The organism is Arthrobacter sp. SPT-J7, assembly GCF_059089965.1.
In genome coordinates, this window is the sequence record NZ_JBNHFF010000002.1 from 286,077 (window position 1) to 303,946 (window position 17,870).

The following is a 17,870-nucleotide window of genomic DNA, read 5'->3' on the forward strand; positions in this document are numbered from 1 at the left end:
CCACCAGAGGACCTACATCCACAGCACGCCGTCTTCCCGGAATTCCCGGATACGGTGGGCGATCATCCGTCCGAGCAACTCGGCGGGAACGGGTTGCCCGTAGGGAAGCTGTATCGATCCCTTACCGGTTCGGAAATCCGTCAGCTCGTCGGCGAACGCCGCCCGGGTGCTCGGGGTGAAGACGAAATTCGCGTGCTGCTGGTACCCGGCAAAAGCGAACATAATGGTGCCGTCGAGGGAGTACGCCGGAGAACCCCATTTCAAGGCTTCGGTGGCTTCGGGTACCTGCCCGCGGCTCAGCGCCCGAAGCTCGTCCAGCAGTTTACGGGCATCCTCGGGGAACGTGGCCAGGTATTCGTCTACGGTCTTTGGCTTCTCCACGGTTTGACGCTACCGCTGCCGTCCACCACGACCAAGCCTCGAGATCGTCACCGGCCGCCGGAATTTGTGGGTGAGGCCCGGCAAACTATTCCCAGCAGGCGGCGCGCGGTCCATACTCTAAAACGTACAGGGCATCCGCACGGCGGAGCCGCCCCTGGCGCAGGGTTCCGGCGGCAGATGCAGGCTCGAACATCGGAGTCCGGCATGTCTATTTGGAGCGGTTCCCAATCCATTCTCAGGCGCAAGCCGATTACAGAATTGGTAGAGGAGAGCGGGGAAAGCCATCTTTCCAAAAGCCTGGGCCTGTGGCAGCTGACCGCGATCGGCGTCGGCGGGATCATCGGCATCGGCATCTTCACCTTGGCAGGGCTGGTAGCCAACGGCGGCCCCGACGCGGCGCCGGTCGGCCCGGCCGTGCTCATTTCCTTCCTCATCGCCGGCCTGGCCAGCGCGGCGGCCGCACTGTCGTATGCAGAATTCGCAGGCATGATCCCGTTTGCCGGCTCCGCGTACACCTATGGCTATGTCTCCCTTGGAGAGCTCATTGGCTGGTTTATCGGCTGGGACCTGCTGTTGGAATATACGGCCATTGTCGCCGTCGTCGCCATTGGCATCTCCGGCTATTTCAGCGCCTTTATGGAAGGCATCGGCATCCAGATCCCGGCGTGGATGCAGGGCACCGGCGACACGGTCGAGGGCGGCGTGGTCAATCTGCCGGCCATTCTGGTATGCCTGCTGATTGCCTGGATCCTCAGCCGCGGGACCCGCACCTTCGGCCGGTTTGAAGTGATAGCGGTTGGGCTGAAGATCGTGCTGATCCTCTTCATTATCGGCTTGGGCTTCTTCTACGTGAACCCTGACAACTACACCCCGTTCATGCCCTCCGGATTCGGTTCGGTGCTGGCCGGGGCCGCCACCGTCTTCTTCGCGGTCTTCGGCTATGACGCGATGAGTACCGCGGCGGAGGAATCGGTGGACGGCAAGAAGTACATGCCGAAGGCGATCCTGCTGTCGCTGGGAATCGCGATGACACTCTATGTGCTGGCGACCCTGGTGCTGACCGGCATGCAGAACTACACGGACATCAGCCCCACGGCGGGGTTCGCGTCCGCCTTTGAGTCGGTCGGGCTGCCGGCCGTGGCCACGATCATCGCAGCCTTCGCCGTGGTTTCGATTCTGACCGTGATGCTCACCTTCCTGCTGGGCGTCACCCGGGTGTGGTTCTCGATGAGCCGCGATGGGTTGCTGCCCTCGTGGTTCGCGGCGACGGACCGCCATGGCACCCCGCAGCGGGTGACCTGGATCGCCGGCGGCGCGGCAGCACTGCTGGCCGGGCTGTTCCCCATCCGGGTCGTGGCGGATCTGACCAACATCGGCATCCTGGCCGCCTTCGTTGTGGTCAGCGTGGCCGTGATCGTACTGCGGCGCACCCGGCCGGATGTGCCACGGTCCTTCCGGCTGCCGCTGATGCCGCTGGTTCCTGCCTTCGGCGTCCTGTCCTCCCTGTTCCTGATGCTCCAGCTGCACTGGGAAACCTGGCTGCGCTTCGTGATCTGGCTGATCATCGGCATGATCATCTACCTGCTGTACAGCCGCAAACACTCGCTGATGAACCCGGACAGCCCGCGCCACCGGGCCGTACAGTGAGCTGGCTGCCCGGACCCGTACGCGGTCTAGTTATCGCATGCTAGGGGCGATCGGCGGGCGGCATCTGAGGGGGTCGGCTGAAGAAGCGGAAAAGTACATCGAGTGAGAAAGGGTGTCCCGTCATGGGCGCTGAGGAGGCTCCACGGCTCACCGTCGTGCAGCCAGGAGAAGGACGCCAGGGCAGCCTTGGAAGTATCGGGGTTGTCTTCAAACTGTTCGGCGAACACACCAACGAGCAGGTCTCGATCGTGGAGCACCCGTTCCCGGTCGGGGCTTTGGTTCCGCCACACCTGCATACGCGTGAGGATGAGTACTCGATCGTGCTTGAAGGCGAGATCGGATTCCGCTCCGGGGAGCGCGAGGCGGTGCTGGGCGCCGGGGGCTACATCACGAAGCCGCGCGGCGAGCTGCACACCATGTGGAACGCCGGCAAGATTCCGGCGAGGATGATTGAAGTGATTAGTCCCGCCGGCTTCGAGCACTTCTTCTGGGGTGTGGCCGATCAGCTGGAAGCCGGCGGACCACCCGATCCGGAGGCCATTGGCAAACTGGCAGCCGAATACGGTCTTCAGTTCGGCGAGGCGCCGTGGTTGCCGGGGATCATCGCCCGGTACGGCCTGACTCCTCCGATGGGCTGACGGGACCGGCCACGGGTCAGAGCCGTCCGTAATGAACAGCGATGATGCGCCGTTGGATGTCTCCGTCGGAATACAGGAGTGTGCTGACCGGAACGCCGTACAGTGCGGAGAGCTCCGTGTCGGTGAGCAGCTCTTCCGCCGTCCCGGTTCTTGGCCCGGATTTACCCATGAGTACGACCCGGTCCGCTAGGTACAGCGCGTGGTCGGGGTGGTGCGTGCTCAGCAGTACGGTCATGCCGTCAGACCTAAGTTCGCGCAGCAGCGCCAGAATGCGGGCCTGGTTCTTCAGGTCCAACCCGGTGGCGGGCTCGTCGAGAACCAGCACCGGGCAGCCTGTGGCGATGGCGCGGGCGACCAGGACCAGTTGCTGCTCGCCGCCGCTCAGAGTGGGAAACAGCCGGTCCTGTAGTCCGGCGATGCCGATCCGGTCCATCGCTTCCAGTGCCGCCGCTCGATCGGCCGGTCCGGGCGAGCGGAAAAAGCGAACCTGCCGGGCCCGCCCCATCAGCACCATCTCCAGCGCGGGGTAGGCGAAAACGCTCCCGTGGGCCTGTGGCACGTAACCGGCATCCCCGTCCCGGCGGACAACGCCTTCCACCGGCGACAGCAATCCGGCTGCGCAACGCACCAGTGTGGTCTTTCCGCTTCCGTTAGGGCCCAGCACGGCCGTCGCGGTGCCGGCGGGCACTTCGAAGCTCACACCGCGGAACGTCCATGTCCCCGGGCTGTAACCGAACCCGACGCCGTCCAGTTCAAGCACTGTCCCAGATCCTGTCCCGGTTCCGGCGCAAAAGGACGAAGAACACCGGGGCGCCGATCAAGGCGGTCAGCACTCCGAGCGGAATCTCCCCGGCGGTCAGCGTCCGGGCGATGGTGTCGATCACGATGAGGTAGGTTCCGCCGAGCAGGAACGTCACCGGCAGCAGCACACGGTGGTCGGGCCCCACCCACATGCGCGCGATATGCGGGATGACCAGGCCCACCCAACTGACCGCTCCACTGACGGCTACGGCACCTGCGACCATCAGCGCCACGGCCACCAGCACCACCCAGCGCAGCGTCCCGGGGCGCAGTCCCAACGCGGCCGCGTCGTCGTCGCCCAAGGAGAGCACGTTGATCCGCCAGCGCAGAGCCAGGAGTACGACGGCGCCGAGCAGGACCGGGATTGCCGCCACCAGCACTTTCGCGAAGGTAGCGGACGCAACGCTGCCGAGCAGCCAGAAGACGATGGCCGGCAGCGTGGTGTCCGGATTTGCGATGTAGGTGATGAAGGCGACGAGGGCGGAGAAGAAGGAGCCAATGACTACCCCGCCCAGCACGATCATCAGCAGCGGCGTCCCGCCGCGCCCGGAGGTGATCAGGAAGAGCAGGACGAGGGCGACGAGTCCGAAGACGAACGCGCCGGTGACCAGCAACAGCGAACCCAAACCAAGCAGCAGGACCAAAGCGCCGCCAAAGGATGCGCCGGCTGACACGCCGATAATTTCGGGACTGACCAGCGGGTTGCGGAAGATCGCCTGCAGGGCAGCCCCGCCGATCGACAACCCGGCCCCCACCAGCAGGGCGAGCAGGACCCGGGGCAAGCGCACCAGCACAACGACGCTTTCTTCTGTGGGGCTGACATCGGGGGCCGCGGGGAAGAGTTGGGCGGCGAGGATCTGCACTACATGCCACAGCGGGACGTCGTAGCGGCCCACCGCCAGTGCCACCAAACCGGCGACGGTCAGCAGGCCGGCGGAGAGGGCGATAGGTGCGAAAATGGACGGGCCGCCGGACCGCTCGCGGGTAACCCGGCGTTCTGGTGAGCGGCCGGCCGCCTTTCGCCGTTTTTTCGACCGCGGATGGGCCGCCTCATCCAGCATTGAACTGCTGGTAGTTGGCGGACTGGCGGTTCTGCTCGGCCCAGAGGATCCGATCGATATCCGCGGCGGTGGGCCGATAGTTGTAGAGCATCCGGTAGTAGTCGGCAATCTTGCCGCGCAACGTGGCCTGCTGTTGCGGGAAGGCAATGTCGCTCAGCCAATGCCACATGAGCGGCGATTCCTGCCCCGGCGGATCCCAGCGGTAGCCGCCGAGCGGCACCTTGTAGACCCGCTTGGACCGGACCGCGGCGACGTCCTTCCAAACCGGGTCGGAGTACACGTCCTGCGGCATGGCGTCGTCGAAATTGCCCAGCAGAATGACCTCCGGATCCCAACGCAGGACTTGTTCCACGTCCAGTCCCACCATCCCGGTACCGGGCAAGGCGTCCTCGCCGGTGGCGGGATTGGTGCCACCTACCAGCTTGATATAGAAGTCGTTGTAGGTCTTGGCGGCCGCCACCTTGAGGCCGCCCGAGAAGCGGTTGAAGTACAGGATGCTCGGCCCGGTACCGTTGCGTCCGGCCGCGAGTTTCTTGACCTCCGCGAGTTCGCGGTCACTGTGCTCCTTGATTTCTGTGGCCCGTTCCGGCTTCCCGAGCATGGCGGCGAACATTCGGATCCACGCGTCCACGTCCTCCTGTTGGCCGTTGTTGACCAGGCCGATCACTTTCAGCCCGGCGTTTTCCAAGGGAGCCACCAGTTGGGCATCGCTCCATTGGATAACGACGTCAGGGTTCAGCGCCCGGATGCTCTCGACGTTTGGCGTGAAATCCTGCGTGGCGATTTCGTGTGGAAGCTCCAGCGCCCGCGGGAAGATCTTGCCGAGGATGCCGTCGCGCATTGCCACCCAGGATGCGTTATGCATGGCGGCCAGGTGGTCGGCGCCGCCGTCCACTGCCACCAGCAGCGAGGCCGCCGGCATCGGAATGGTCACCACGCGGGTGACCGGCCGGTCGAAAGTGACAGTCCTGCCCTGCTGGTCACGGAAGCTGATGCCTGCAGACGTGCTGCCGCCGGTCTGCACCTGGGAGGAGTTGCCGGCACCGCAGCCGGCTAGAAAGGCCACGCCACCGCCCAGCCCGATGGCCTGCAGAATTGACCGGCGGTTGATCTCTGCGGTCATGGGCTCGCTCCCCGGATGCTGTCGCATGGCGCCACTTCGGCTTCAGGGTCGCTGAGGCCGCGGTACTTCGGCTTAGCGGTGCTTCGGCTTAACAGCATCGCCCTCGGCATCAGGCCTGTCAACGCCTCGATCATCTTCCTTGCCGGTGTGTCAAGCCCGGTGCTACCGTCGAAGCACGCATTAGCAGAAGGTGGCACATCATGGTCATCGACGGCGCCCAGTTGTTTGTCCGTTATGCTTACCCGCCCAATGCCCGGGGCAGCTGCGGTCCGCCGGACAGCGACGCCCTTCTCCACTACGGACAGACCGGAATCACGGACCAGGGGCTCCGCGAACTCGCGAAAGGATTCGCCGGAGCGTACCCGTACCTGGAGCTCATCGCCGGGTCAACCGGCATTCAGGATCCGTTGGATCGTCGCGTTGTCGAGGCCTACTGGGTCGGCAATAGCTTGTTGGATTCCGTGGGGATTCGGAACATGGGCAATTCCATGGAGGACCGTTTCCGCGCTCGCACCGGCCAGCAGTTTCCGCACCTGGTGGAAGGGGTCCTGGCCGGCGGCGTTCCCCACCACAGCTTCCATGTCTTCGAGATCTACCCCTGGCTGGGTCTGCTGCGGGACGAACGCAGGTACGCCACGGCGCTCAACGTGCTCGACCGGTGCCGAATCCGCTGGGGACAGGTTTGCGGAATCGCCGGTGACGAGGCGGTGGTCCGCTCGCCCCAGCTGGTCTGGGACGGCACGTTCCTTTCGGTCGGAGATCCGGTGGTCGAGACCGCGAAATTCGCCGTGGCGGGAACGGGGTTCGTGGAGCAACTCAAGGTCGGGGATGTCGTCTCGCTTCATTGGGACTGGGTGTGTGACGTCCTGACCCCGCGGGGATTGCGGCAACTGCAGCACTTCACCGCCCGCCACCTGGAGATCGCCAACAAGGGCGTCGAGCATCGGGGCGCGGCGATCGCGCTCGAACGTTAGCCCGGATGGCAAGCCAGGCTCTACGGCGCCTGGGGAGCGGCCTCTCCCGATTCCTCGTCGCGATCAACGTCCGTGGAGTCGCGAGTCGTCGACGTGCCCGTCGGACGCTCGGACGGTCCCTTGGTCCCGGTGTCCACCCGGCCCGGCTCTTTACCGTCCTGCGTGACCACTTCTTCGCCGCCGCGGGTGATGCTCACACCGACCCCTTCCGGAGCCATCTTGGCGTCAGCCGGGGTCTCCTCCGGCCCGGGTTGCTCAGGCTCTTTCTCAGGAGGTTCGCTGCCCCACGCGCGGGCGGTACCCTCGGCCGGCTCATTGCGTTCCGTGCTCCTGCCCTCGTACGGCGGCACGGCGCTGCCGCCCGTATCCGTTTGCCCACCGGGCGCAGGGTTCGTGCCTTTGTTGAAGTCGTTGCCCAGCCGGTCGGTCTCGGGCTGTTCTTCCTGTTCACCGGACCCGGACGGTGGTTCCTCATACATGGTGTCCTCCTCGATAAAAGTGCTGTTCAGTTCCAGCCTGCGTGGTCTAGGGCAACTCGCTCCCGGATTCCCGCTCGCGCCCCATCAATTCGAGGCCGGTCATCGCCTGCTCCGCACCCTCAGCGTCCACCTTTTGCAAGGCGAAGCCCATGTGGATCAGGACCCAGCTGCCGGCTGCCGGCGGACCGTCGTCCAGCAGCCCGATGTTGATTCTCCGCTCCGCCCCGGCGACATCCACGAGGGCGAGCTGGTCGCCGTAGCCTTCGACGAGTTCGATGACCCGCCCCGGTATTCCTAGGCACATGGCGGTACCTCCTTAGCTGGGATCGGGAACGTTTTCTTCAAGGAGCGTGACGACGGCGGCCACCGCCTTCGGGACTGCCGCAGCTACCGCCGGCGAAAGCCCGATGCCTTCCGTCGTATCGGCCGGCACACAGCCGATCACGTAGGTTGGCGGCAGTGTGCCGCCAAGGGAACGAAGCCTGTTCAACACGGCCGCGGGATCCATGCCGTGCGGGTCCAACGGCCCAGCTTCCGCAAGGTCTTCTACACCGACTTGCAGGATCTTGATGCTCCCCGGTTCGGCACCGTGCGCGTCCGGAGGGACAGTATCGACCAGGACCAACGCGTCCACGCCGGCCAGCAGGTCGTATGCCAGATGCATCCCTCGGATTCCATAGTCGACGACGTGCACACCCGGCCGGGCGCTGCCGGCGGCCGTGGCCAGGCGCCGCGCGACCTCTGGCCCGAAGCCGTCGTCGCGCAGGAACATATTGCCGACGCCGGCCACCAAAGTGCGGCCGGTGAAAGCCGTTGCGGCACCGCCGGCGGCTGCGCGTGGTTGGAGCCGGCCGTTCACATGCGGCTCAGCTTCAGGTAGCGCCGGAGGTCCGGGAGCGACCGCAGCCCGACGTAGACGAGGCCGAGCGCCACGACGGAAAGCATGCCCATGGTCACCATGCCTAGTGCTTTCATGATTGGTTTTCCCTTCCACGCTGGGTTTCTGCCTGCCCGCCGGACGGCGCAGGATCAAGAGGCTCCAGTTCGTCCGGCGCGTAGTAGAAGGATCGGCCGTAGCCCTCGTGCAGGTCCGCTGCCGGGTCCTGTTCGAAGACCAGGCCAATATGCGTGCTGCCGTCGACGTCGAAATGGACGCTGGTGACCCTGGCCTCCAGCCCGGCGAAGAAGAGGTCCTGGGCATCTGCCCGCCGGCCCGGTTTGACTCGTACCCGGCTGCCGCGGGCGACCGGGACGTTTCCGATCAGCACGGCATCCTCGTCGGGATGGACGCTGGCGTCCGCCGCGGGATCCCACCACGGAAGGCTCTCGGGTCCGCTGCTCCCTGCCGATCCTGCCGCCGGCTCTTCGATGAGCGTGGGGAAGACCGGGGCGCGCGGATCGCGCAGGACGCCGTGCAGCTGCTGCAGTTCCTCGGGCGACATCGCGCCGCAACGGTCGATCACCGCTGCCGCCCGCGGATCAGTGGACCGGGCCTCCGCCTTTTCCTCTTCCGTGAGGGTCAGCACCCGCAGGGTGAGGATCTCGTCGATTTCCGTCGAGTCGTAAAGCTCCACCGAGCTTTCCGGGGCGACGGCGGGATGGTCGTAAAGAATGATGGGCGAAATGAGCAGCACATCGGTCTGCCCTTCGGGCCCGGCGAGGACCGGCCAGCAGCGATGCTGTGTGCAGGACCGGGCAACGGCTCGTGCCGCGTCCGGCGGCTCGAGCAGGGAGAGGAAATCCCCGTCCTGCAGGGTCAGCAGAGCGTGGGTTCCGATGAAGGACAACGCGATGGCGTCCTGTTTGTCAGCAACTCCCGGTGCGTCCGGAGCGGGGCCGAGGTTCTCCGCGGTGACGCGCAGCCGGATGACCCCGTCCGCGTGTGGCGTCGGGTGCAGCCTGACCTCTCCACGGAGCCGGCGACGGCCGCGCACGATCCGGCCGGCCACCTGCCCGGCGCTGTCGGTGAGCAATTCCGTGTCCTGGCCGGCCGGCACGTCGACCGACAGCACCAGCCCGTCTCCCTGTGGTCCGGCGAGGCCAGCGAGCGCAAACGGCCCCAGAACAATTTCCTGCTCCACTGCTTCGTCCCAGGTCAGCCAGCGGGTGGCGCCCACGGTGAGCTCTCCCACGTTGCTGAACGCGCCGTCGTCGCACTTTTCCTGTACGGTCCGGGTCTGCAGCTGGAGGAAGCGCAGGTGCACCTCCACCGCTGCCTTCGGGCCGGCCTTGAGCAGGCAGTCCGCAAACATGAGCGGTTCTTCGCCGTGCCCCGCCGCCGCGGCATCGGGCGGGCCGAGGATACCGAACTGCCAGCGTGCCTGGTTCTTCCGGGACGACGCGCGGTACGGGTAGAGCAGGTACCCCTCGTAAAGGACAGCATCGGCGACGGCGCGGGCCAGGCTCAAACCCATGTTCATCGCGGCGGATCACCCACAACGTCTGCCGCGGCACCGGCCAGCAGTGCCTCCATGGTTGCCTCCCAGGAGGTGAGCCCCCGGACTGCCTTGAAGCGGGCCAAGGATGCGAGCACTTCGCGGTCCAGCCGCAGCCAGCCGGTGTTGGGGAAATACAGGTCCATCAGCCGGCGCCACACCTCCACCGGCAACAGATACGAAGCCTCAAGGTCCCACGACACCTGTTCCACGGTGAACCCGGTCTCGCCTCTGGTGAAGACGGTGCCGGAGAACAGCAGTTCCAACGGGACGGTGCCCTCATCCAGGGCGTGCAGGTACTTGGCCGCCGCGACCTCGAAATCGAAGGAACAAGGAAGCGGCAGATCCACCTCGGTGCTGCCGGTGAATCCCTGGACGAGGGTGGCGCACTGCAGCCAGAGGAAGGACTTGAGGGTCGAGGGCCAGCGGCCGCGCTCACCGAAGAGATCCAGCAGTCCCGTTTCCTCACTCGGACCATAGCCGCGCCGCTGCGGCAGAATACGGATCTGGCAGCGCAGGGCGATCGCGTGGACGACGGCGCCGCTGGACTCGCCGACGCGCAGCCGGGCCGTCAGCTGGGGAGCCGCAGCGTAGGGCTCGGGCTGGATATCAAGCACCGTGAAGGACAATCCGGTCACGGCGGACCTCCCTGCCCCGCGCCGCCGCGGTCCCCGGGCACCGGCCGGCAGCGGCTCCTGACGTGGTCGAAAAACATGCTGATTTGCTCGCGGGACTGCTGTCCGCCGTCAAACCCGCGCCAAACCCGGCGCAGCTGGCCCACCAGTTCATAGCAGGCGTCCACCGGAACCAGATAGCATTCGGCCTGCGCCCGCTCGGGTCCCGGACCACGGATCAGCAGCGCCTCGGTATCAGCGACAGCGGCGGACAGGCTCGGGTTGCGTGCCAATACCGCGCCCCACGCCTCCAGCGGGAGTTCGGATTCGGTGGCTCCCGCGGGGCCCGGATAGAAGGCGACCGTGCGCGCCAACTTGGAACTGTAGAAGAACAAGGCCAGGCCCACCGGGATTTCGAGCTCCTCCCACTGGCCGGGGCCGAGGTCGAAATCGGGGAAGGAGAGGTAGCGGTCGGGCACGGCACGGTACCGGAGCCGTGCGGAGGCGTCCGTGAAGAGCAGGTAGCACGGTCGGCAGGTGCACAGCATGGCGCGGCTTTCCACATCGACGACGTGCTGGTGTTCGTCGCTGATGGGTTCGCCGCACATCTCGCAGCGCTCCCCGCTGGCAGTCCGCTTGGCGGCTGCGATGCTGCGCAGCAGCGCGATATCCATCTCAGCCTCCGTGCCCGGCGGACTGCGGGATGGCCACGCTCATCACGCCGCCGCGGATCAGCAGCGGCAGCGGATCCAGGTGCATGGCCTTATCTTCCAAACAGATGCCGGCCTGCCGCACGTCGAAGTGGCTGCGGCAGGACGGGCAGCGCAACAGGCCGCCGCCGACCGGTGCCGCGAGTGCCCGCTGCAGCGCCGCGCCTTCCAGCGAGCGGGTGCAGCGCGGGCAGTAGTCGCGGTAGGCATACACGTCCTGCCCGGTCCGGCAAGCCAGCAGGGAATAGCCGCCGACCACGAAGCCCGCGACCTCCCCAGGTTCCAGCTCGGCGAGCTCGGGCAGCGGCTCCCAGGAGCCTGCTGGCTGCTCCCGGGAGCCATCGGGCTCCCTGTTCAGCCGGACCAGCAGCGCGTCCACGGGGATCACCGCAGGCGAGGCGGCGGCCCGTTCGGCCTCGACTACCTCAATTGCCGCGACTTCCGGGGCAGCGGCTTCGATCGCCTCCTCCACCGCGTACTTGAGGGTAACGGACGACGACGGGCACCCCTGGCAGGTGCCCAACAGACGCAGCCGCACCACGCCGTCGTCGTTAATGGCCAACAGTTCCACGTCGCCGCCGTGCGAGCCGAGGTAGGGGCGGACGCTGTCCAGCGCCGCGGCAACCCGGGTCTGAACGTCCTGCGGGTGCAGCCCGTGGATGAGCAGCACCGCGGACACCAGTTCATCTGCGGTGAGTGCCTGCATGGTGGCGGGATCGAGCGCTCCGCGGTCCTTGAGGATCTCCAGCATCCGTTCCAGTCCCGCTCCGTACAGGTCGGCCACCTCGCGGACCAGATCCTCCGCGCGTTCGCGGGCGACGGCGCCGCCAGCCCCGAGCGCGTCCAGCAGCGTGCCGATGCGGTCACCGATCTGGCGCGGCTGCTCCACCGCTGGCATGGCAGGTCACTCGCCGGTCATCGTCTGGGTTGGGGAGTGCAGTTTGTCCAGGGTCTGCCCCTTGCCCAGGTACATGTGGACACCGCAGGGCAGGCAGGGGTCGAAGCTGCGCACCGTGCGCATGATGTCGATCCCCTTGAAGTGCTCGCGGTCGTTCTCCTCGAAGATGGGTTGCCCCTGGACCGCGTCCTCGTAGGGCCCGGAGATGCCCTGGGAATCCGTCGGGCTCGCGTTCCACGGGGTCGGCGGGTACGGGTGGTAGTTGGCGATCTTCCCGTCGCGGATCACCATGTGGTGCGAAAGCACGCCGCGCACCGCCTCGGTGAAGCCGCAGCTGAAGGCCTCGTCAGGGACCTCGAAGGTTTCCCAGGTCTTGGTCCGTCCGGCCCGGATCTCTTCGAGCGCCTTCTCGGCGAAATGCAGTGCGGCCGCGGCGGCGTAGGCCTGGAAATACGTGCGGGCCCGGTTGCGCTCCAGCGTGTTGCTCCATTGCGGGGTGTGCCATTCGAAAGAGACCGGCCCCTTGAGCGCGGTCTTGGGCAGGTTGATCTGCACACTGTGGCCGGTGGCCTTGATGTAGCCGATGTCCACCAGCCCTGCCAGCGCCGTCGACCACAGCCGGGCCAGCGGGCCGCCGCCGGTGTCCAGGGCGAGGTTGTCCGTGCCATCGAACCAGCGTGGGGACATCACCCAGCTGTACTTCTCCGCCAGATCGCGCTTCTGCGGCTTCGGATTGGTGTGCTGGTTCCATGGATGCCGGCGGTCCACCGGATTGCCCAGCGGATCCTGCGTCACGAACATTTCCTGACCTTCCCAGTCCTCGTAGTACGACGAACCGAGCATGATCCGGATTCCGAGGTTGATCCGGACCAGGTCAGTGGTCACCAAATTTCCATCGACAACGACGCCGGGGGTCACGAACATCTTCCGGCCCCAGTCCGTCATGTCCTTGTACTCGAAATTGCAGACATCGGGATCCTGGAAGGCACCCCAGCAGCCGAGCAGCGTGCGGCGCAGGCCCACTTGCTCGTAGCCGGGCAGGGCCTCGTAGAAAAAGTCGAAGAGGTCGTCGTGCATCGGCACAACCTTCTTCATGAACTCCACGTAGCGCATCAATCGGGTGATGTAGTCGGTCATGAGCTGGATGGTCGCCACCGTGCCGACGCCACCTGGGTACAGCGTCGACGGGTGGACGTGGCGTCCCTCCATCAGGCAGAACATCTCACGCGTGAGGCGGCTGACCTGCAGGGCCTCCCGGTAGAACTCGCCGGTGAACGGGTTCAACGAGCGCATGATGTCGGCGATCGTCCGGTAGCCGTGGTCAGGTTCGTGCGGGGCGCGGGTGTTCTCCGCCTTCGCCAGCACACCGGGGTTGGTTTCGGAGACCATCTTTTCGCAGTAGTCCACGCCGACGAGGTTCTCCTGGAAGATGTTGTGGTCGAACATATACTCGGCCGCCTCGCCCAGGTTCACGATCCACTCGCCCAGATGCGGGGGTTTCACGCCGTAGGCCATGTTCTGGGCATAGCAGGAGCAGGTGGCATGGTTGTCGCCGCAGATGCCGCAGATCCGGCTGGTAATGAAGTGGGCATCGCGAGGATCCTTGCCCTTCATGAACAAGGAATAGCCGCGGAAGATCGAGGACGTGCTGCGGCACTCAACCACCTGGTTGTTTTCGAAATCAATCTTGGTGTAGATGCCGAGGCTGCCGACGATCCGGGTGATGGGGTCCCACGCCATCTCGACAAGGTTGCCGCCTGTGCTGCTCTGGGCAGGCGTTGGAATAGTGGAGGTCATTTTCTTCGCCTTGTCTGGAAGGGTCCGGTCGGTTACCAAGTGCGTCGGGCACCGGTCAGGAGTTCACGCCCGGGCGCACGCCACTTGGGTTCCTTGTCCAGTGTGTTGGCCGTGATGCCGCGGAGCGCCTTGATCGCCGCTCCGTAGGGACGCACGGCGTTGGTTGAAAGCTTGCCGCCGGGCGGTTCGTCCATGAACGGCATGAACTTGTCCGGGAATCCCGGCATCGTGCAGCCGATACAGATACCGCCGACGTTCGGGCAGCCGCCGAGACCGTTCATCCATCCCCGTTTGGGGACGTTGCACTTGACCACGGGCCCCCAGCAGCCGAGCTTGACGATGCACTTCGGCGACCCGTACTCCGTGGCGAAGTCGGCCTGCTCGTAGTAGCCGGCGCGGTCGCAGCCTTCATGGACCGTCTTGCCGAACAGCCACGTGGGGCGCAGCGCCTCGTCCAACGGAATCGGCGGTGCCTGTCCGGTAGCTTGGTAAAGCAGATACGTGATGGTTTCCGAAAGATTGTCCGGCTGGATGGGGCAACCCGGGACGCAGACGATCGGAATGTCGGCCTTGGATTTCCAGTCGTACCCCAGGTAGTCGGGCACGCCCATGGCCCCGGTCGGATTGCCGGCCATCGCGTGGATGCCGCCGTAGGTGGCGCAGGTACCGGCCGCGATGATCGCGGTGGCTTTCGGTGCAAGCCGGTCCAGCCATTCACTGGTGGTGATCGGCTGCCCGGTCTCCAAATCGTTGCCGAAACCGCACCAGTAGCCTCCGGGATCGTGGAGCTGCTCGTTCGGGATGGAGCCTTCGACCACCAGGACGAACGGCTCCAGTTCACCGCGGTCCGCCTTGCGGAACCACTCGAGGAAATCGTCGGCCCCTTCCTGGGGTCCGCACTGAAAGTCGATCAGCGGCCAGTGCATCGCGATGTTGGGCAACCCGGGCAGCGCGCCGAGCGCGATCTCCTCGACGCTGGGCTGGGTGGCCGCCGTCAGCGCGACCGAATCGCCGTCGCAGCTGAGCCCCGCGTTGATCCACAGCACGTGGATGAGAGCTTCTTCAGCCTGCAAGGATGTTTCGGTAGGCATCATTGCCTCTTTCAGAGCCCGCAAGGGGCTCAGTGAGCGTCGGTAGTCAAGGACCCGGTCAGGGTTTCCGGCTCGGGTGCGTCGCCTTCGAGCCACTGATACCAGCGGGTCAGTCCCTCGCCGGTGGTGGCCGAAACGACCATGAATTCGGTGCGCGGATTAATCTGGCGGATGCGCTCCAGGCACGCGCTGATGTCGAAATCCACGTACGGCAACAAGTCCGACTTATTAACAATCACCAAGTCGGCTGCCATGAACATCTGCGGGTACTTCTGCGGTTTGTCATCACCTTCCGTTACCGAAATGATCACCACCTTGGCGGCTTCGCCCAGATCGAAGAGCGCCGGACAGACGAGGTTGCCGACGTTCTCGATGAACACCGTCGACTCCATAGCCGGGTTAAGGGCATCCAGTCCTCGGCGGAGCATGTCGGCATCGAGGTGGCAGCCGGCCCCTGTGTTGATCTGGATGACCGGCCGCCCAAGGGCGCGGATGCGGTCGGCATCCAGCGACGTTTCCTGGTCGCCTTCGATGACGCCGGCCTGCAGCCGGTCGCCGAGTTCCTGAAGCGTGCGGACCAGCAGCGTGGTCTTGCCTGCGCCGGGCGAACTCATCACGTTCAGAGCGCGGATGCTCCGGCCTTCCAGCCAGCCGCGGTTTCGGGCGGCCAGCAGGTCGTTCTTCGCGAGCAGATCCTGCTCAAGCACAAGGGTTTGCGGACCGCCGTCAGCATGCTCATGATCATGGGTATGGGGACCAGCGTGGTCATGGGGATGGCTGTGGTGATGCGGATGCTCGTGGCCGGCCGCCCCGATCTTGACCCCCGCCACGCGCGTGTTCTCGGCGTCGCCGCAGCCACAGGTGGTACACATCTATGCCACCTCCACCGAAGTCACCGTCAGTTCACGGCCTCCGAGGATTTCCACGTCGGCACTGCCGCAGGGGCACAACAGAATCAGATCATCCAGCGGGAAATCGCGCTTACAGTCACGGCACCGCCCGCGGCCCCGGGGCTCATCGATAATGAGCTGCGCTCCGGCCAACGTTGTGCCGGCGGAGGCGACTTCAAAGCAAAAACGCATAGCGTCCGGCAGCACACCTGAGAGCGTCCCAATGCGAAGATTCACGAGGGTAACCTGCCGATCACCTGTTCGGTCCAAAACGGCGTCGATGAGGCTTTCCGTAAGTGAGAGCTCGTGCATAGTCTGCCACCTCGTGCACTCAAATGTAGGCGTGTAGGAGACAAAGCGCAACCATCCGCTTGACTCATCAAAGATGCCCGTGTACAGGCTCTCGAAGGGGTATTCAGTCCGGCAACGAGTAGCGGGCCTCGACGTTGCCCAGCTTCCAGTACGCGACCGCGGCCAGCCAGGTTGTCGCGAACAGCGCGCAGATCAGGAAGCCGAAGTTCTCCAGATTCACGGAAGCGACCCAGGCAACAGGACCGCTATGGAGCTGCATTCTCTCGGCCAGCAGTCCCATGAGTCCTACTCCCCCGACGAGGAAAGCCACCATGACCGACGTGCCGGTGACCATGAGGTTGTAATACACCTTCCGGACCGGGCGCGCGTATGCCCACTGGTAGGCCCGGTGCATGAAGATGCCATCGAGCGTGTCGAACAAAGTCATGCCGGCGGTGAACAGGATCGGCAGCACCAGAACCACATACCAAGGTGCGGCCAGGGCAGCGCTGCCGCCGATCACGAACAGCCCAATCGTGGTTGCAGTATCGAACCCCAGCCCGAACATTAAACCGATGGGATAGATCTTCCAAGGCCGGTCGATCTGTCGGGCCAGCGGCCCCAATACCCGGTTAAGGAGTCCGCGGTTTTGCAGCAGGTCATCCATTTCAGCTTCGTTGTATTCGCCACTCCTGAGCTGACGGAAGACGCGGGCAATCCCGATGAACGAATACAGGTTCAGTGAACCGATCAGTAGCAGGAACAATCCGGAAACGATCACGCCCCAGGCTCCGGTGATGGAAGCGAGCAACGACTCGCTGTCGGATATCTGGTCGGCCAGCAGATTCAGGCCGGCGGCCAGCAGCGTCACTGCAACGACGACGACGGTCGAATGTCCCAAGGCGAACCAGAACCCTACGGAAACCGGCCGGCCACCCTCCCCCACCAGCTTGCGCGTGGTGTTGTCCACCGCCGCAATGTGGTCGGCGTCAAACGCGTGGCGCGCCCCCAGAATGAAAGCCGTAAAGGCCAGTCCGAGGCCAAAAGGCGCCCGGTCGGCGAGTTCGTACTGCCCTGGCAGCACGACGGCGAAGAACATGCCCCACCCGGCGAGCATCAGGAAGGCAATCACCAGGGCCATGCCCCAGATAGGGCGCCGGCTGCTGGGTGCCTGTCTTTGGAGGTGACGTTTCACGATTTCCTGCCACTCCAACCGCATGACGGCTTGGTCTAGGGAACATCAATCGAGCACCTCCGCCCAGAATGAGACGGCGTATCTTCCGTGTCAAGAGCTGGTAGTTTGCCTGGGGAAGGTGCACCGAATGCGCCTTGACGAGCTCGGAACCTCCAGTATCGTGAGTGCCATCTACAAGCACGCATGACTTGGAGTACCGATGGCCGTTCGCGTTGACCTCAACATCTCGCTCGACGGGTTCGCGACGACGACGGATCAAACCCCCGAGAACCCGATGGGCGAAGACTGGTCGCGCCTGGTCGACGCGTACGTTGCCACCCGGACCTTCCGCCAACGCGTCTTACACGACACTTCGGGCAAGGGCACGACCGGCGTGGACGACGAGTATGCGAAGGCGTACTTCGCCGACGTCGGAGCAGAGATCATGGGCGCGGGGATGTTCGGCCTGCACAATTTCCCTGATGACCCCAACTGGCGAGGCTGGTGGGGTGATGAGCCCCCTTTCCGGGTCCCGGTTTTCGTTCTCACCCACAGCGCCCCACGGCCGTCGATCGAAATGACCGGCGGCACGACGTTCCACTTCCTCTCCGCAACGCCGCAGGAGGCGCTCGACCGGGCACTGGAAGCTGCCGGCAGCCAAGACGTTCGCGTGGGCGGCGGAGCAACCGTCGCGCGCGACTTCCTGAGGGCCGGACTCGTCGACCAGCTCCACGTCGCGATCGCGCCGATCATCCTGGGCAGCGGTATCCGCCTCTGGGACGATCTGCGAGGCTTGGAGTCTGGCTACAACGTCACCGCTGAGACGGCCGAGAGCGGCACCATCCACCTGACATTCCGGCGATAGG

Annotated in this window: 21 protein-coding genes; 4 read left to right on the top strand and 17 right to left on the bottom strand. The window is 65.2% G+C overall.

The features are described from left to right. Positions 1–12: 12 nt before the first annotated feature. Complete coding sequence (locus AC5RWX_RS04110; protein ID WP_494097012.1) at positions 13–381, bottom strand: iron chaperone; 369 nt, start codon at positions 379–381, stop codon at positions 13–15. A gap of 204 nt (positions 382–585) precedes the next feature. Here AC5RWX_RS04110 and AC5RWX_RS04115 point away from each other — a divergent pair, with 204 nt between their 5' ends. Together AC5RWX_RS04115 and AC5RWX_RS04120 are read left to right on the top strand one after the other, a co-directional pair. Continuing rightward, the gene (locus tag AC5RWX_RS04115; RefSeq protein ID WP_493942514.1) at positions 586–2,028 is read left to right on the top strand and encodes an amino acid permease; all 1,443 of its coding nucleotides are present in this window, start codon (positions 586–588) and stop codon (positions 2,026–2,028) included. A 122-nt stretch (positions 2,029–2,150) separates the two neighbouring features. Further along, on the top strand, positions 2,151–2,666 hold the full coding sequence (locus AC5RWX_RS04120; protein WP_493943510.1) for a cupin domain-containing protein: 516 nt from the start codon (positions 2,151–2,153) through the stop codon (positions 2,664–2,666). A gap of 16 nt (positions 2,667–2,682) precedes the next feature. Here the strand turns inward: AC5RWX_RS04120 and AC5RWX_RS04125 are convergent, their stop codons facing one another. Genes AC5RWX_RS04125 through AC5RWX_RS04135 form a run of 3 tightly spaced genes read right to left on the bottom strand, consistent with a single transcriptional unit; the run spans position 2,683 to position 5,651 of the window. Further along, positions 2,683–3,426, bottom strand: a complete 744-nt coding sequence (locus AC5RWX_RS04125; RefSeq protein ID WP_494097013.1) for an ABC transporter ATP-binding protein — start codon at positions 3,424–3,426, stop codon at positions 2,683–2,685. Continuing rightward, on the bottom strand, positions 3,419–4,528 hold the full coding sequence (locus AC5RWX_RS04130) for a FecCD family ABC transporter permease (protein ID WP_493956425.1): 1,110 nt from the start codon (positions 4,526–4,528) through the stop codon (positions 3,419–3,421). Before AC5RWX_RS04130 ends, AC5RWX_RS04125 begins: the two co-directional genes overlap by 8 nt. After that, complete coding sequence (locus tag AC5RWX_RS04135; RefSeq protein ID WP_494097014.1) at positions 4,518–5,651, bottom strand: ABC transporter substrate-binding protein; 1,134 nt, start codon at positions 5,649–5,651, stop codon at positions 4,518–4,520. Before AC5RWX_RS04135 ends, AC5RWX_RS04130 begins: the two co-directional genes overlap by 11 nt. A gap of 200 nt (positions 5,652–5,851) precedes the next feature. Here AC5RWX_RS04135 and AC5RWX_RS04140 point away from each other — a divergent pair, with 200 nt between their 5' ends. Continuing rightward, on the top strand, positions 5,852–6,625 hold the full coding sequence (locus tag AC5RWX_RS04140; RefSeq protein WP_494097015.1) for a DUF6390 family protein: 774 nt from the start codon (positions 5,852–5,854) through the stop codon (positions 6,623–6,625). A 20-nt stretch (positions 6,626–6,645) separates the two neighbouring features. On the opposite strand, the gene AC5RWX_RS04145 is transcribed toward AC5RWX_RS04140, so the two are convergent. The 13 genes from AC5RWX_RS04145 to AC5RWX_RS04205 form a co-directional block, all read right to left on the bottom strand. After that, positions 6,646–7,104, bottom strand: coding sequence for a hypothetical protein (locus AC5RWX_RS04145; protein ID WP_494097016.1), 459 nt, complete (start codon positions 7,102–7,104; stop codon positions 6,646–6,648). 46 nt (positions 7,105–7,150) lie between these two features. Next, positions 7,151–7,408: a HypC/HybG/HupF family hydrogenase formation chaperone gene (locus AC5RWX_RS04150; RefSeq protein ID WP_493941565.1), complete on the bottom strand. Its 258-nt coding sequence runs from the start codon at positions 7,406–7,408 to the stop codon at positions 7,151–7,153. A gap of 12 nt (positions 7,409–7,420) precedes the next feature. Continuing rightward, complete coding sequence (locus AC5RWX_RS04155) at positions 7,421–7,963, bottom strand: hydrogenase maturation protease (protein ID WP_494097017.1); 543 nt, start codon at positions 7,961–7,963, stop codon at positions 7,421–7,423. After that, a complete protein-coding gene (locus AC5RWX_RS04160; protein WP_494097018.1) occupies positions 7,960–8,079 on the bottom strand; it encodes a DUF6893 family small protein in 120 nt (39 codons plus the stop codon). The genes AC5RWX_RS04155 and AC5RWX_RS04160 overlap by 4 nt, the downstream gene beginning before the upstream one ends. Then, positions 8,076–9,524 carry a hypothetical protein gene (locus tag AC5RWX_RS04165; protein ID WP_494097019.1) on the bottom strand — a complete coding sequence of 483 codons (1,449 nt, stop codon included), beginning with the start codon at positions 9,522–9,524 and terminating at the stop codon, positions 8,076–8,078. Before AC5RWX_RS04165 ends, AC5RWX_RS04160 begins: the two co-directional genes overlap by 4 nt. Then, entirely contained in the window at positions 9,521–10,177 is a 657-nt protein-coding gene (locus AC5RWX_RS04170) for a DUF6084 family protein (protein WP_494097020.1), read from the bottom strand. Before AC5RWX_RS04170 ends, AC5RWX_RS04165 begins: the two co-directional genes overlap by 4 nt. Then, positions 10,174–10,827, bottom strand: coding sequence for a DUF5947 family protein (locus AC5RWX_RS04175; RefSeq protein ID WP_494097021.1), 654 nt, complete (start codon positions 10,825–10,827; stop codon positions 10,174–10,176). Before AC5RWX_RS04175 ends, AC5RWX_RS04170 begins: the two co-directional genes overlap by 4 nt. A gap of 1 nt (position 10,828) precedes the next feature. Beyond that, the gene (locus AC5RWX_RS04180) at positions 10,829–11,761 is read right to left on the bottom strand and encodes a NifU family protein (protein ID WP_493941571.1); all 933 of its coding nucleotides are present in this window, start codon (positions 11,759–11,761) and stop codon (positions 10,829–10,831) included. A gap of 6 nt (positions 11,762–11,767) precedes the next feature. Next, the gene (locus AC5RWX_RS04185) at positions 11,768–13,558 is read right to left on the bottom strand and encodes a nickel-dependent hydrogenase large subunit (protein ID WP_493943521.1); all 1,791 of its coding nucleotides are present in this window, start codon (positions 13,556–13,558) and stop codon (positions 11,768–11,770) included. Between the two features lie 32 nt (positions 13,559–13,590). Beyond that, positions 13,591–14,649, bottom strand: a complete 1,059-nt coding sequence (locus tag AC5RWX_RS04190) for an NADH-quinone oxidoreductase subunit B family protein (protein WP_493941573.1) — start codon at positions 14,647–14,649, stop codon at positions 13,591–13,593. A gap of 29 nt (positions 14,650–14,678) precedes the next feature. Next, positions 14,679–15,521: a hydrogenase nickel incorporation protein HypB gene (hypB, locus tag AC5RWX_RS04195; RefSeq protein ID WP_493941574.1), complete on the bottom strand. Its 843-nt coding sequence runs from the start codon at positions 15,519–15,521 to the stop codon at positions 14,679–14,681. After that, a complete protein-coding gene (locus tag AC5RWX_RS04200) occupies positions 15,522–15,851 on the bottom strand; it encodes a hydrogenase maturation nickel metallochaperone HypA/HybF (RefSeq protein ID WP_493941575.1) in 330 nt (109 codons plus the stop codon). Positions 15,852–15,954: 103 nt separating this feature from the next. Next, positions 15,955–16,971: a HoxN/HupN/NixA family nickel/cobalt transporter gene (locus AC5RWX_RS04205; RefSeq protein WP_493941576.1), complete on the bottom strand. Its 1,017-nt coding sequence runs from the start codon at positions 16,969–16,971 to the stop codon at positions 15,955–15,957. Positions 16,972–17,224: 253 nt separating this feature from the next. Here AC5RWX_RS04205 and AC5RWX_RS04210 point away from each other — a divergent pair, with 253 nt between their 5' ends. Continuing rightward, a complete protein-coding gene (locus AC5RWX_RS04210) occupies positions 17,225–17,869 on the top strand; it encodes a dihydrofolate reductase family protein (RefSeq protein WP_493941577.1) in 645 nt (214 codons plus the stop codon). Position 17,870: the final 1 nt, after the last annotated feature.

Coding starts and splice junctions, on each gene's coding strand:
- AC5RWX_RS04115 (WP_493942514.1), top strand. CDS start 586: ATGTCTATTTGGAGCGGTTCCCAATCCATTCTCAGGCGCAAGCCGATT.
- AC5RWX_RS04120 (WP_493943510.1), top strand. CDS start 2,151: ATGGGCGCTGAGGAGGCTCCACGGCTCACCGTCGTGCAGCCAGGAGAA.
- AC5RWX_RS04130 (WP_493956425.1), bottom strand. CDS start 4,528: ATGCTGGATGAGGCGGCCCATCCGCGGTCGAAAAAACGGCGAAAGGCG.
- AC5RWX_RS04135 (WP_494097014.1), bottom strand. CDS start 5,651: ATGACCGCAGAGATCAACCGCCGGTCAATTCTGCAGGCCATCGGGCTG.
- AC5RWX_RS04140 (WP_494097015.1), top strand. CDS start 5,852: ATGGTCATCGACGGCGCCCAGTTGTTTGTCCGTTATGCTTACCCGCCC.
- AC5RWX_RS04145 (WP_494097016.1), bottom strand. CDS start 7,104: ATGTATGAGGAACCACCGTCCGGGTCCGGTGAACAGGAAGAACAGCCC.
- AC5RWX_RS04150 (WP_493941565.1), bottom strand. CDS start 7,408: ATGTGCCTAGGAATACCGGGGCGGGTCATCGAACTCGTCGAAGGCTAC.
- AC5RWX_RS04160 (WP_494097018.1), bottom strand. CDS start 8,079: ATGAAAGCACTAGGCATGGTGACCATGGGCATGCTTTCCGTCGTGGCG.
- AC5RWX_RS04165 (WP_494097019.1), bottom strand. CDS start 9,524: ATGAACATGGGTTTGAGCCTGGCCCGCGCCGTCGCCGATGCTGTCCTT.
- AC5RWX_RS04175 (WP_494097021.1), bottom strand. CDS start 10,827: ATGGATATCGCGCTGCTGCGCAGCATCGCAGCCGCCAAGCGGACTGCC.
- AC5RWX_RS04180 (WP_493941571.1), bottom strand. CDS start 11,761: ATGCCAGCGGTGGAGCAGCCGCGCCAGATCGGTGACCGCATCGGCACG.
- AC5RWX_RS04185 (WP_493943521.1), bottom strand. CDS start 13,558: ATGACCTCCACTATTCCAACGCCTGCCCAGAGCAGCACAGGCGGCAAC.
- AC5RWX_RS04190 (WP_493941573.1), bottom strand. CDS start 14,649: ATGCCTACCGAAACATCCTTGCAGGCTGAAGAAGCTCTCATCCACGTG.
- hypB (WP_493941574.1), bottom strand. CDS start 15,521: ATGTGTACCACCTGTGGCTGCGGCGACGCCGAGAACACGCGCGTGGCG.
- AC5RWX_RS04200 (WP_493941575.1), bottom strand. CDS start 15,851: ATGCACGAGCTCTCACTTACGGAAAGCCTCATCGACGCCGTTTTGGAC.
- AC5RWX_RS04205 (WP_493941576.1), bottom strand. CDS start 16,971: ATGGCCCTGGTGATTGCCTTCCTGATGCTCGCCGGGTGGGGCATGTTC.
- AC5RWX_RS04210 (WP_493941577.1), top strand. CDS start 17,225: ATGGCCGTTCGCGTTGACCTCAACATCTCGCTCGACGGGTTCGCGACG.